Origin of the sequence: Kitasatospora sp. NPDC018058 (genome assembly GCF_044327205.1) — a bacterium.
In the GTDB taxonomy this organism is placed as follows: domain Bacteria; phylum Actinomycetota; class Actinomycetes; order Streptomycetales; family Streptomycetaceae; genus Kitasatospora.
In genome coordinates this window covers 46,105-58,153 of record NZ_JBIRFA010000015.1, presented here as the reverse complement: position 1 = coordinate 58,153, position 12,049 = coordinate 46,105, and the positions used below count along the sequence as shown (strand labels likewise).

The window sequence follows — 12,049 nt, the reverse complement described above, 5'->3', positions numbered from 1 at the left end:
CCGCGTGACCGAAAGAAGCGCCCTCGCCCCCACCGCCTCCACCGCTTCCGATCCCGACCGGCCCGCCCCCGCCAAGCGGCCCCGGGTGCACTACGCCTGGGTGGTGGCCGGCGTCGCCCTGCTCGTCCTGCTCGGCTCGGCCGGCTTCCGCTCCACGCCCAGCCTGATGATGGACGCCCTGCACAACGAGTTCGGGTGGTCGCTCGGGACGATCTCCAGCGCCACCTCCGTCAACCTCACCCTGTACGGCCTCACCGCCCCCTTCGCCGCCGCCCTGATGGACCGTTTCGGCGTGCGCCTGGTGGTGGTCTGCGCCCTGCTGACCATCTCGGTCGGCGCCGGCCTCACCATGCTGATGCGCCAACCCTGGCAACTGGTGCTCTGCTGGGGCGTGCTGGTCGGCCTCGGCAGCGGCTCGATGGCCGGCGCCTTCGCCACCACCATCACCGGCCGCTGGTTCCAGGCCCGCCAGGGCCTCGTCACCGGGGTGCTCACCGCCGCCGGGGCCGCCGGCAACCTGGTCTTCCTACCGGTCGGCGCCTGGCTGGTCGAACACCACGGCTGGCGCGCGGCGGTGGTCGTGGTCTCGCTCGCCGCCTGCGCCGTCGCCGTCCCGGTCCTGCTGCTGATGCGCGAGCGGCCCGCCGACCTCGGCCTGCTCCCGTACGGCGCGACCGAGGCGCCGCCCACCCCCGTCAACGACGGCCGCGCCCTGCTCCGTTCGCTCCGGGTGCTGCGCGCCGCCGCCCGCACCCGGCCGTTCTGGCTGCTGGCCGGTTCCTTCGCGATCTGCGGCGCCACCACCGCCGGCCTGGTCGGCACCCACTTCATCCCGGCCGCTCACGACCACGGCATGCCGGTCACCACCGCGGCCGGCCTGCTCGCCCTGATCGGCCTGTTCGACGTGGCCGGCACCGTGTTCAGCGGCTGGCTCACCGACCGGGTCGACTCCCGGCTGCTGCTCACCGTCTACTACGGACTGCGCGGCCTGTCCCTGCTCCTGCTGCCGCAGCTGCTGGCCGGCTCGCTGCAGCCGCCGATCCTCGCCTTCGTGATCTTCTACGGCCTGGACTGGGTGGCCACCGTGCCGCCGACCGTCGCACTGTGCCGCCGCCACTTCGGCGAGGACGCCCCGATCGTCTTCGGCTGGGTGCTCGCCGCCCACCAGATCGGCGCGGCCGTCGTCGCCGGCCTGGCCGGCGTGGCCCGCGACGCGCTCGGCAACTACGACCTCACCTGGTACGGCGCGGGCGCGCTGTGCGCGATCGCGGTCGGGCTCTGCCTGGCGCTGCGCACCGGGCGGCCGACGGACCGGGCGGTGCCCGCCCTGTCGTAGTGGCCTGGCCTCGGAGGCCTCTTCCCGGGGGTGTCCGAGTGGAGGTCTAGGCTCCGCATCATGGTGCTCACCTTCACCCTGGACCCGAAACTCGATCCCGACCTGCGCACCGCCGTCGTACGGCTGTGGACGGACGTGACCAACGCCGGCGGCGCGGTCGGCTTCGTGGCGCCGGTCACCGAGGACGAGGTGTGGGACACCGCCGACCGCCAGTTCACCGGGGTGGCCCCGGACGGCCCCGACCGGCTGCTGGTCGCGCACGAGAGCGCGACCGGCCGGCTGGTCGGGGTGCTGTTCTTCGAGTCGATGCGCTTCGAACCGATGGAGCACTGGCGGATGCTCAAGCGGGTCATGGTGCACCCCGACTTCCAGGGCCTCGGCTACGGCGCGCAGCTGCTCGCCGAGGCCGAGCGGATCGCCCGGGAGTGGGGCCTGGAATCGCTGCGGTTGACCGCGCGCGGCGGCCAGGGCCTGGAGCGCTTCTACGCCCGCAGCGGCTACCGTGAGGTCGGCCGGGTGCCGGCCGCGATCCGGGTCGCCCCCGGGGACGACCGCGACGACATCACCATGTGGGTCGACCTGCGTTGATCCGGCCCCGGGCGGGCGCGGCGGCCGGGGACGGGAGCCCCGCCCTCCTTGCCCGCCTTCGGGCAGGAGGGGCCCAGCCCGCGTCGGCCGTCAGGCATGCTTGACTGGAAGACCCGCCCCGGCCCGAAACCAGAAGGAAGTGTCCCAGTGAGCAGCAACGGCCCGCAGAAGTCGCACGCCACGCTCCGCTACACCTCCATGCGGGTCAGCATCTTTCTGGGCTGCCTGCTGGTGGCCCTGCTGCTCGGGCACTTCGGGATCATCCCGGTCAGCGGCGAGGCCGGGGTGATCTTCCTGTTCCTGCTGGCCGCGATCGCCTCCGCGCCGCTCAGCTACGTGCTGCTGAGCAGGCAGCGCGACGAGATGTCGACTCAGATCACCACCAAGGTCGCCGGGCTGCGCAGCCGCACCGCCGAGCGGATCGCCGCGCAGAACGCCGAGGAGGACGCGGCGGACGAGGCCGCCCGCTCGGCCACCGCCGGTCAGAACTGACCCCGACCCACCCCTGAGACCGCAGCCCGCCGTGCCCGCCGATCCCCGAGCCTCCGCCGACCGGCCCGCCGACGCCGACCGGCCCGCTGACGCCGCCCTGCCCGCCGACGCCGACCGGCCCACCGGGAGCGAGGCCGGGACCTGGCCGCCCCCCGTGCGTCGGCCCACCGGGCGGGACGTGGCCCGGCTCGCCGGGGTCTCCCAGGCCACCGTCTCGCTGGTCTTCTCCGGAGCCGAGGCCGGCCGCCGGGTCTCCGAGGCCACCCGGGAGCGGGTCCGGGAGGCCGCCCGCAGCCTCGGCTACCGCCCGCAGGCGGCCGGCCGGCAGCTGCGGCTGGGCCGCAGCGGGATGATCATGCTGGCGGTGCCCAACCTGCAGGGCCCGTTCTTCGGCCGGGTGCTGGAGGGCGTTCACCACGAGGCCGGCCGGCACGGCCTGGCGGTCGTGGTCAGCTCCGGCTGGGGCAGCGCCACCCTCGCCGAGGCCGCCACCGCCGGCCGCTTCGACGGCCTGCTGATCTGCTCCCCGGACGACAGCCAGCTCGGCGAGCTGCCCGCCGACACCCCCGCCGTCTACCTCGACGCCGACCCCGGCGCCGACCGGGCGCGCCCGACCGTCGAGCTCGACGTGGCCGGCGGGATGCGCGCGGCCGTCGAGCACCTGGCCGCCCTCGGCCACCGCCGGATCGGGCGTCTGCGCTCCACTCACGCCGCGTACACCTTCCGGGTCCGGCAGGCCGCCTTCGAGCAGGCGGTGCGCGAACTCGGCCTGGACGTCGTGGAGTTGGGTGTCAGCCTGAACGAGGGGCACGCCGCCGCGCGGAGTGTGGCGAGGCGGCTGCTGGAGCGGGCGGACCGTCCGCGCGCGGTGATCTGCGACGACGACGTGGTCGCCTCCGGGGTCTACCAGGCCGCCGTCGAGCGGGGGTTGCGGGTGCCGGACGACCTGTCCGTGGTCGGGATGGACAACGTCGCGGTGGCCGGACTGCTCGCCCCGCCGCTGACCACCGTCGACCTGCCCGGTGAGGAGCTGGGCCGGGTGGGGGCGGCCGCGCTGGCCGGACTGCTGCGCGGGGAGCGGGCGGAGCCGGTCGCCCCGCTGGCCACCTCACTGGTGTTGCGCTCCTCGACCGCCCCGGCGCCCGCCCTCTCCTGACGTGGCGTCGAATGACCCGTTCGCATGGTTCCGATCGGGTGAGTGCGGGGCGTTCCCTCTCGCGCCGTGGGCAAGGTCAGATCGTCGGACGATGGGATTCCACTGTGCGGACGTCCCGGCAGTGACCTCCACGCCTGCCCGGGGCGGCCCGACCGGCCGTGGCCTTCGGCTTGTGCTGTTCACCGTGATCGCCCGGGGCCGTCGAGGCCGCCGCAGCTGATCGCAGGAGGTGGGTGAAAGGACTGCGCCCGCCGGCCAGACCCCCGGCGGGCGCAGTCGTCCGTGGGGGTGGGTCAGCCCACCGGGACGGGCTGGGCGGGCGCCGCGACCGGCGCGGTGCGGAACCAGCCCCGGGCGCCGAACAGCAGCAGGCCGCCGAGGGCGATGCCGCCGGCCGCGCAGAGGGCCACCGAGCGGAGGGAGCTCTCGGCGAGGTGGCCGGAGACGGCGTAGCCGAGCGAGTTGCCGGTGGCGAACAGGGTCACCAGCCAGGCGAAGGCCTCGGTGACCGTACCGGTCGGCGCGAGTTCGGCGACCAGGACGAAGGCGGCCGCCAGCAGCGGGGCGAGCACGATCCCGGACAGGAAGGCGAGCGCGGCCATCGGGTACGGGCCGGGCAGCGTCACCAGCGGCAGGTAGGAGGCGGCCATCGCGAGGGCCATCACCCAGGTGCGGGTCGCGGTGGTCTGCCGCCAGTTGACCATGCCGTAGGCCAGCGCGCCGAGCAGACCGCCGAGGGCGGCCAGTGCCAGCAGGGTGCCGCCGCCGCCCGGCAGTTCGCCGGCGTGCCGTTCGGCATAGGCGATGAACAGGACGTTCTGGGCCCCGACGGTCCAGCCGGCGCCGGCCAGTCCGATCAGCAGCAGCACCAGGCCGGGGGAGCGCAGCGGTCCGAGCAGTCCGGCGGACCGTTCGCGGGCGGGGGCGCGCCAGGCCCGGGCCGGTCCGGCGGTGGCCACGATCAGCGCGCCGGCCAGCCCGAGTCCGGCGGCCACCCAGAGCGCGGCGACCGGGCTGAACAGGCCGGCGATCCCGGCGACGGCCAGCGGCCCGGCGACGTAGAGGATCTGCTGGGAGGCGGAGTCGAAGGCGTACGCGGTGTCGAGCTGCTCCTCCTCGACCACGTCCGGCCAGAGCGAGCGCAGGCAGGGTTCCAGTGGGGGCATGGCGAGACCGGCGATCGCGGCGCCGAGCGGCGCGGCGACCGGGGAGCCGGGGGCGAGAGCGAGCAGTGCGTACCCGCCGCCCGCCACCACGGCGGAGACGAGCAGGACGCGGGGCTGTCCGGTGCGGTCGACGATCCGCCCGAGGACCGGTCCGCCGACGGCGGCGGAGATCGCGTAGGCGGCGGTGGCCAGTCCGATCCGGCTGTACGGGACCCCGGCGTCGCGCAGAGCGAGGGCGATGACCAGGGCGGTCATGCCGGCGGGCATGCGGCCGAGCAGGGTGCCGAGCAGGAGTCGGGTGACGTGCGGGGCGCGAAGCAGGGCGAGGTAGCCCATCGGTGTTCTTCTCCGTCCGGGCAGGGGAGGGCGGGGACGTCGGCAAGGTTATACGTATAACTTCCGGTCGGTCAATCCGACTGGAAGGCAGATCTGATGTGGTGTCAGCCTCGTTCGTGTCCGGATCTCACTCCTGAGGTCCGCAGGGGCCTCGCTCGATCTCAAACAACTACTTTGAACATCTCAAACCTTTACTGCTAGCGTGTCGGCCGTGACCACCTCAGACGCACTGCGGATGCACGGCCCGGGCCCGCTGCCCGGCGCCGCCCACCCGTGCGCTCTGACCGGCGCTGTGGACAGCCCGCGCCGTTGTCGCGCCATGAGCTGTATTCCGGCGGCACGCCCCTGACCGGGGCCCGTGACCCCTCCCGTCCGGCCCCTGCCGTGCCGCCTCCTCCGCCCCACACCCCGCCGTCAGCAACGCCCTCCCCCGGAGTCGCACCCCCATGTCCACAGCGCCCGAGGCGACCTCGTCGCCGTCCGTGCTCGCCCGTATCCGCAAGACACCGTTCTGGGTGCAGATCGTCGCCGGCCTCGTGCTCGGCGTCGGCCTCGGCTACCTGGCCCGTGCCGCCGACATCTCCTGGCTGGCCACCACCCTGGAGACCATCGGCAAGATCTTCGTCCAGTTGCTGAAGCTGGCCGTCCCGCCGCTGGTGTTCACCGCGATCGTGGTGAGCGTCGCCAACCTGCGCAACGTCACCAACGCGGCCCGGCTGGCCACCCGCACCCTGCTCTGGTTCATGGTCACCTCGCTGATCGCGGTCGCCATCGGCCTGGGGCTGGGCCTGCTGACCAACCCCGGCCAGGGCACCAACCTGAAGACCGAGGGCCTCAAGGCGCTCGACTCCAAGGGCACCTGGATCGACTTCCTGACCGGGATCTTCCCGACCAACATCGTCGACGCCTTCGCCAAGGTGAACGTGCTGCAGATCGTCTTCATGGCGGTCGTGGTCGGCGCAGCGATCATCAAGCTCGGCGCCAAGGCCGAGCCGGTCCTCAAGCTCAGCGAGTCCGTGCTGGAGCTGACCCAGACCGCCCTGTGGTGGGTCATCCGACTGTCCCCGCTCGGCACCCTCGGCCTGATCGGCAAGTCCGTCGCCAAGTACGGCTGGGACCTGCTCAAGCCCTTCGCCACGCTGACCCTGGACATCTACGTCGGCTGCGCGCTGGTCCTGTTCGTCGTCTACTCGCTGCTGCTGCGCTTCGCCGCCGGCCTCAACCCGCTGCACTTCTTCAAGGGCGCCTGGCCCGCGATCCAGCTGGCCTTCGTCTCGCGCTCCTCGGTCGGCACCCTGCCGGTCACCCGCCGCGTCACCGAGCGCCTCGGCGTCCCCAGCGAGTACGCCTCCTTCGCCGTCCCGTTCGGCGCCACCACCAAGATGGACGGCTGCGCCGCGGTCTACCCGGCGGTCGCCGCGATCTTCGTCGCCCAGGTCTACAACATCGACCTCGGCATCAAGGACTACATCCTGATCGCCTTCGTCTCGGTGGTCGGCTCGGCCGCCACCGCGGGCCTCACCGGCGCGATCGTCATGCTGACGCTGACCCTCTCCACCCTGGGCCTGCCGCTGGAGGGCGTCGGCCTGCTGCTCGCCATCGACCCGATCCTGGACATGATGCGCACCGCGACCAACGTCGCCGGTCAAGTTGTAACGCCGATCATCGTCGCTGCTCGCGAAGGCATCATCGACCGTGAGGCGTACAACAACCCGAACGGTGACCTGCTCGACGGCCCTGTTGCCATCCAAGCGCAGGCCTCCGCGAAGGCTGCTGCTGCGGCCTGACGAACTCAGCGAATGGGCCCTCTCCCCGACGCGGGAGAGGGCCCATTCGCATTCGTTGGTGCTTTGCGTCAGTCCTGCGTGAGTACGGAGAGGTGCGCGGCCGCCGACTTGGACAGGCTCTCCAGGATGGCCTTGCCCTTCTCGGCTGTCCCGAGCGACGGGCGGCCGATGATGCCGTTTCGGGTGTAGCCGGCCATGCCCAGGGTGAGGAGGTGGGGGCGCTCCGGGGCGTCGTGGTCGTTGTTTTCGACGCCGTCGCGGACGAGGTGGGGAGCGCCGTGGAGGAGTAGTGAGACTTCCAGTTCGCCGCCGTGCATGTCCTCGGCGCCTGAGCTCTCCAGAGCAGCGGCTTCGCGGGCCCGGTGCCAGTCTTCGCGGACAGGGAAGAGGGCGACGCGCGGGCCGGTGGTGTTGGCCTCCTGGACGACGTTCGAGAGGACGTAGTTCCCGCCGTGGCCGTTCACGATCAGCAGGCCTGGGATGCCGGACGCCTGGAGGGACCTCCAGGTGTCGTTGATCACGGCGTAGAGGGTGGCGGCGCTGATGCTGACGGTGCCCGGCATGTGGGCGTGCTCGTGGGAGCAGGACAGCGTGATGGGCGGTAGGAGGAACAGGTCGTAGTCGGTGGCGATCCGTTGGGCGATCAGGCTGGCGACGACGGTGTCGGTGGTGAGCGGCAGATGATCGCCGTGCTGCTCGAAGCTGCCGACCGGCAGCACAGCAACTTTGGCGCCACGCTGGCGTTCGTCTGCGGAAGTAGCGGCCGTGATCAGTGCGTCCATGCGCCCAGCCTCTCTCATCAGGTCATCAGCGGTCGAGACGGTTCCTTGCTGCTCATCAGGGTCAAACGACCGGTGAACGTGGCGACTTCGGGTACGGCTCTCCATTGCTGGAGGGCCCTTCCGGCTGCGGATAGTTCAGACATGGCCCGGGCGGACTCGGTGTCGATGGCGATCGACGGCGCCCGGTCAGCCGCGGCGGCGGCCTGCTCCGGCTCGCCGGACACCGCGTAGGCGCGCGCCAACCGTGAGAGGTACACGCCCTGGTCGTTGCGGTAGATAGGCGGCAGAATCTGAAGCTCGGCCTCGAACATGTCCACGGCCGTTCGCGGATCGCCGAGTTCGATCAGGCAGTTCGCCCGCTGCATCTCGATGTAGGTCGGTGTGCAGTACGCCAGATCAAGCGCGTCGTCCGCGTGCGAGTCGTCCGGCTCGGCCGCGAGTTCGTGGGCCTCATCGAACTTCGCCTGAGCAAAGCGCGGGTTGCCCATGAGCGCGTGACCCTGGGCCTCCTGCTGGGCGGCCAGAGCACGGATGCGTAGGGTGGCGCCGGCCGACCGCTGAGCGGCGCGAGCAAGGCTGACTGCCTTCTGCGCACTGCGTTGAGCGGTGGCCTGGTTGCTCTTCCGGAAGAGCACGTAGGCGGCCATGACATCGTCACCCGACTCCTGCGCCCACTCCATCGCACGGTCTGACCAGAAGAGGGCCTGGTCGAAGTCCCCAAGGTCCTGGTTCAACCAGCCCAGGAACTCGACAGTACACGCACCAATGGTGAGAAGCTTGTCGCGGGCACGGCCCCCGGCGTTCTGCTGGAGGTGGTCAAGTAACTGGACATGCCGGGTCACCGCGTCGAGTGCGTGGCGGGAGCCGAGCAGGTTGGCTGCCTTGTAGTGGCCGGGCATGACGCCGCGCAGATGGCTGACGAAGAACTCGGGGTCGATCGGCGCGCTGAGCCCCTGCCCGCCGGCGAACGGCTCGGGCGCTCGGTGCCGGAGCCGTGGGGCTGGTGCTTCCTGCTCCCATTCCCGAGAGGCCAACCCGAGCATGTGTCCTGGGATGTGCAGGCCGTCTGCGATTCGCTCGATGAGATCGATCTTCTCGATCTTGGGCTTGCCTGCCATGACCTCGCCGACTCGGCTCGGCGTCATGTCGCAGGCCCGGGCGATGAGCGAGGGGTAGATCCCGGCCAGCTTGAGCAGCCGGAAGACGGTGGCGAAGTCTCGTCTTCGGCAGGCGGTGATCATCTCCGGGCTGGAAAGCAGGCCCGGCGGGAGCCGGTCCGGTACGCGTGCCTCGGTCACCACTGCTCCCGCTGTTGATCAGCAGTCACTGCAAGGAAGTTGATTACCTGTGAGTTTACCCACAGTGGGTAATCACCTTGGGTACGAAGTCCGCAATCCCTCTCGGCGGTCTGATGTCAAGGGCCGGAACGTCCATGTTCTGGCCTCGCTTTGGGCGCCGGGAGGTGGTGCACGTGATCAGCTCGGGAGAATCCCGGGACGGTGGCGAGTCGCACATGTCGGCCGACGGGATACCCGCGTTCGGGGCGATGCTCACCCGCCATCGGAGGTCTGCCGGGGTAGCCAGGAAGCACCTGCGGGACTTCCTTGGCGGCGTCACGGACGGCGGCGCGCTGGCTGGGGCCGGCGAGCTGGTGCTGTCGGAGTTGGTGACCAACGCGGTACAGCACGCCCGGGTTTCACCTGGGCGAGAGATCGCCGTGAGGTTCGAGATCGTGTGCAGCCACCTCCGGATCGAGGTCCACGACGCGAGCAGCGAGAAACCGGTGGTTCGACGCTCGACCGGTTCGGACGACCTGTCGGGGCGCGGGTTGTGCCTGGTGGAGGCCCTGTCGGTGGAGTGGGGCTGCACGCCTCGGCCGGAAGGTATCGGGAAGATCGTTTGGGCTCTGGTGGGCCCGGGAGGCGGTGAGTGATGGGGGACAAGCGAGTGTTCGGGTCAGCGGCGTCGCGGTGCTTCTACTGCGGCGCGGGGCTGCGGAAGGCGGTGGCCCGGTACATCGTCGTCAACGGCCAGACGGTCGGTGTCCACATGCGGCACCCGCGCCGTGCCGGGGAGGTGTCGGCGCGATGATGCCGGTGCGAGACCACGGTTCGGCGGGCACGGAGCTGGCCCTGGTCGGCGGTGTGGGGACTGAGGGCGTCTCGCCGTACCCGTTCCCGGTGGTGGTGGAGGTCCGGGGAGTCACGGAGCCCGCGCAGTTCTCCAAGCTGCCGGACGCGTTGGCCGCGCTCCTGGGGTCCCTGCGGGCGCTGCCGCTCAGTTCGGAGCAGCTGGAGTACTTCGAGGAGCTGTTCGGGCCGTCCGCGGTGCAGAAGATCGGGCATCGCCTGGCGATGTACGGGGAGGTACGGGCGCTGGCCTTTCCCGGTCTGACACCGTACGTGGTCAAGGTGTACCCGGCTGACCCCGGGGCGCCCTCGTGATCCGGCGGCTCCGGGCCTGGCGGGACCGGGGCTTGACCTGGTGGCTTCTGCGCGGTCAGTTCTCGCGGCCGGTCAGGGCGATCTCGCCGGGGCGGCGGGCCACGCACCGTCAGGTGGCGCAGTGGCGCACTGAACCTGGGTTCGCGGACGGCGTGCGGCTGGAGCTGATGCACCGGATCTGGCGGGACCGGACCGGAGTTGATGACCCGCTGCTCGGTCTGAGTGAGGCAGAGCTGTTCCGGCGGATCTTCGGACGCGACCAGGAAGGGACCGCACGGGACCGCACCTGACTTGATCAGGAACAACTGAAGACGTGCCGGACCACCCCGCGACCTTGGCGGGACAGGGGTGGTCCGGTGGGTCGGAACCCGGTGCCGATGGTATCGGGCTCCTCGGCATGTCTGTGCACGGATGGCCGGTTCGGTTGTGATCAAGGGAGTTGAGGGACTGTTGCACGGGGACGACGACTTCTGTGCGGAGTTGGCGGCGGGCCTCGATCCGGACGCGTGGGTGTGGCTGCCGGATGTGGACTACGCGGCGGGGTGGCGGGTGGCCCGCCGGGAAGCGGACGAGCTGAATGCGCTGCTCGCGGCGTGTGGTGTGAAGCGCGCGCAGCTGCGGGCGATCGCCGACACCGATGCCCTCGGTGGCCCGGTGGTTCGGCTGGAGGGCATCGCGGAGGGCTGGCTGAGCCTGGAAGAACTGCTCTGCCTGGCCGCATACGTTCGCCGTGAGCTGGCCTGACCGGCCCGGTGGGCGGGTCGGTGCGCGCGTGGCCGGTTGGGGGAGGTTTTGGGCGGTGTCCTTGCGGGGTCGGGGTCGGGCATGGTCGGGGGCCGTAAGCTGCTGCGAACTCGGTCAGGGCTTTTGGGCCTGACCGCAATTGGGCCGAGTGGCCCCCCGCCCTTGCCCGACGCGGGCCCTGGCCCGGCGAGGTGCGTAAAGCCTCCCTCGGCCGGCCACCCCAGCCACCTGGGCAGCGAACGGGCCTGAGCATCTTCGACCTTGAGCGGGTTGTGCCTCGTTGGGCGGGCCAGACGCCCGGCCGGGACCGGCCGGCAGGCCGCAGCCCGGCCGAGGCGGCTGGGACCGCCCGGCGGCGCGAAGACGCCGCCGCTTGAGTAAGTAAAGGAGAGTTGCGACAGCCCCCCACGCCGCGTCTGGAGTAAGTAAAGGAGAGTTGCGACAGCCCCCCACGCCGCGTCTGGAGTAAGTAAAGGAGAGTTGCGACAGCCCCCCACGCCGCGTCTGGACATGCGATGACGCCGCCGCGCACCCGCGCCTGGGGTCGACGCGGGCACACGTCCGACGTTCGTGTCCAGAGACGCTGCCGTCGGCGGATCTCGGTGGCCGCGCGCGCATCCAGTCCGGCGGCTCGATCGCCCTGGAGTGGGACAACCTTGCCTACAAGCAGGTTGGGCGTGGTGTGTGTCCCAACAGGTCGACGTCGTTCGCGCTTACGAAACTGTCCTCAACCTTGGCGATTCTCGCGAATCGGACTTGATGGAACACCTTGCAACAAACGACTTTTGACCTTACGTCAGGTACCTGCCAGCCTATAAGATCATGCGCTCGGGGGGCCCCGGAAGAGCGGGCACGCCCAACAACGAACCGGGAGTACTAGTCTTGAACATTCGGTCAACTGTCGCAAAGGCTGCCATTGTCGGCCTGTTCTCGACAGCCGCACTCGCAACGGTCGCCCCGTCGGCCTTCGCCGGTCAGAGTCCCAACACCTTCGGCTGCTTCTCGACCTGGGGTTCCACGGGGTCGAACGCCCACTGCTACGACGTGACCCAGAATGGCGACTTCCAGAACGCCGCCAGCTGCTCAGCATCTTTCGACCAGCAGTCCGACTGGATTTGGATAAGCCAGGGCTCCACCATTAACGGCTGGGGCCAGGTCGACTGCACCTTCTCGATCAACAATTCCTGGATCAACTACACCAACCCGTAATCTGCGCCA

At 70.8% G+C, this 12,049-nt stretch carries 13 protein-coding genes; 10 read left to right on the top strand and 3 right to left on the bottom strand.

The window, feature by feature from the left end; all coding sequences use genetic code 11:
* The first annotated feature begins 4 nt into the window (after window positions 1-4).
* The 4 genes from ACH4E7_RS21945 (at window position 5) to ACH4E7_RS21930 (ending at window position 3,572) form a co-directional block, all read left to right on the top strand.
* Complete coding sequence (locus ACH4E7_RS21945) at window positions 5-1,336, top strand: MFS transporter (protein WP_396250696.1); 1,332 nt, start codon at window positions 5-7, stop codon at window positions 1,334-1,336.
* 60 nt (window positions 1,337-1,396) lie between these two features.
* Window positions 1,397-1,924, top strand: a complete 528-nt coding sequence (locus tag ACH4E7_RS21940; protein ID WP_396250695.1) for a GNAT family N-acetyltransferase — start codon at window positions 1,397-1,399, stop codon at window positions 1,922-1,924.
* Window positions 1,925-2,071: 147 nt separating this feature from the next.
* Window positions 2,072-2,416, top strand: a complete 345-nt coding sequence (locus tag ACH4E7_RS21935) for a DUF4229 domain-containing protein (RefSeq protein ID WP_355671257.1) — start codon at window positions 2,072-2,074, stop codon at window positions 2,414-2,416.
* Between the two features lie 31 nt (window positions 2,417-2,447).
* Window positions 2,448-3,572: a LacI family DNA-binding transcriptional regulator gene (locus tag ACH4E7_RS21930; protein ID WP_396250694.1), complete on the top strand. Its 1,125-nt coding sequence runs from the start codon at window positions 2,448-2,450 to the stop codon at window positions 3,570-3,572.
* Between the two features lie 293 nt (window positions 3,573-3,865).
* Here ACH4E7_RS21930 and ACH4E7_RS21925 read toward each other — a convergent pair whose 3' ends face one another.
* The gene (locus tag ACH4E7_RS21925; protein ID WP_396250693.1) at window positions 3,866-5,074 is read right to left on the bottom strand and encodes an MFS transporter; all 1,209 of its coding nucleotides are present in this window, start codon (window positions 5,072-5,074) and stop codon (window positions 3,866-3,868) included.
* A gap of 446 nt (window positions 5,075-5,520) precedes the next feature.
* Between ACH4E7_RS21925 and ACH4E7_RS21920 the strand changes: the two genes are divergently transcribed.
* Entirely contained in the window at window positions 5,521-6,861 is a 1,341-nt protein-coding gene (locus ACH4E7_RS21920; protein WP_396250692.1) for a dicarboxylate/amino acid:cation symporter, read from the top strand.
* Between the two features lie 68 nt (window positions 6,862-6,929).
* Here ACH4E7_RS21920 and ACH4E7_RS21915 read toward each other — a convergent pair whose 3' ends face one another.
* Together ACH4E7_RS21915 and ACH4E7_RS21910 are read right to left on the bottom strand one after the other, a co-directional pair.
* A complete protein-coding gene (locus ACH4E7_RS21915; protein ID WP_396250691.1) occupies window positions 6,930-7,643 on the bottom strand; it encodes a creatininase family protein in 714 nt (237 codons plus the stop codon).
* Between the two features lie 17 nt (window positions 7,644-7,660).
* Window positions 7,661-8,941 (bottom strand): tetratricopeptide repeat protein, encoded by a 1,281-nt coding sequence (locus ACH4E7_RS21910; RefSeq protein WP_396250690.1) that lies wholly within the window; start codon window positions 8,939-8,941, stop codon window positions 7,661-7,663.
* A 173-nt stretch (window positions 8,942-9,114) separates the two neighbouring features.
* Here ACH4E7_RS21910 and ACH4E7_RS21905 point away from each other — a divergent pair, with 173 nt between their 5' ends.
* The 5 genes from ACH4E7_RS21905 to ACH4E7_RS21885 all read left to right on the top strand — a co-directional run bounded on the left by ACH4E7_RS21905 (window position 9,115) and on the right by ACH4E7_RS21885 (window position 12,040).
* Entirely contained in the window at window positions 9,115-9,576 is a 462-nt protein-coding gene (locus ACH4E7_RS21905) for an ATP-binding protein (protein ID WP_396250689.1), read from the top strand.
* A gap of 154 nt (window positions 9,577-9,730) precedes the next feature.
* A complete protein-coding gene (locus tag ACH4E7_RS21900; RefSeq protein WP_396250688.1) occupies window positions 9,731-10,087 on the top strand; it encodes a hypothetical protein in 357 nt (118 codons plus the stop codon).
* Window positions 10,088-10,119: 32 nt separating this feature from the next.
* On the top strand, window positions 10,120-10,377 hold the full coding sequence (locus ACH4E7_RS21895; RefSeq protein ID WP_396250686.1) for a hypothetical protein: 258 nt from the start codon (window positions 10,120-10,122) through the stop codon (window positions 10,375-10,377).
* Between the two features lie 160 nt (window positions 10,378-10,537).
* Window positions 10,538-10,831: a hypothetical protein gene (locus tag ACH4E7_RS21890; protein WP_396250685.1), complete on the top strand. Its 294-nt coding sequence runs from the start codon at window positions 10,538-10,540 to the stop codon at window positions 10,829-10,831.
* 882 nt (window positions 10,832-11,713) lie between these two features.
* A complete protein-coding gene (locus tag ACH4E7_RS21885; RefSeq protein WP_396250684.1) occupies window positions 11,714-12,040 on the top strand; it encodes a hypothetical protein in 327 nt (108 codons plus the stop codon).
* Window positions 12,041-12,049: the final 9 nt, after the last annotated feature.

What these genes read in the sequence shown, in the direction of transcription:
- ACH4E7_RS21925 (WP_396250693.1), bottom strand. Translation starts at nt 5,074, where the DNA reads ATGGGCTACCTCGCCCTGCTTCGCGCCCCGCACGTCACCCGACTCCTG.
- ACH4E7_RS21940 (WP_396250695.1), top strand. Translation starts at nt 1,397, where the DNA reads ATGGTGCTCACCTTCACCCTGGACCCGAAACTCGATCCCGACCTGCGC.
- ACH4E7_RS21900 (WP_396250688.1), top strand. Translation starts at nt 9,731, where the DNA reads ATGATGCCGGTGCGAGACCACGGTTCGGCGGGCACGGAGCTGGCCCTG.
- ACH4E7_RS21920 (WP_396250692.1), top strand. Translation starts at nt 5,521, where the DNA reads ATGTCCACAGCGCCCGAGGCGACCTCGTCGCCGTCCGTGCTCGCCCGT.
- ACH4E7_RS21915 (WP_396250691.1), bottom strand. Translation starts at nt 7,643, where the DNA reads ATGGACGCACTGATCACGGCCGCTACTTCCGCAGACGAACGCCAGCGT.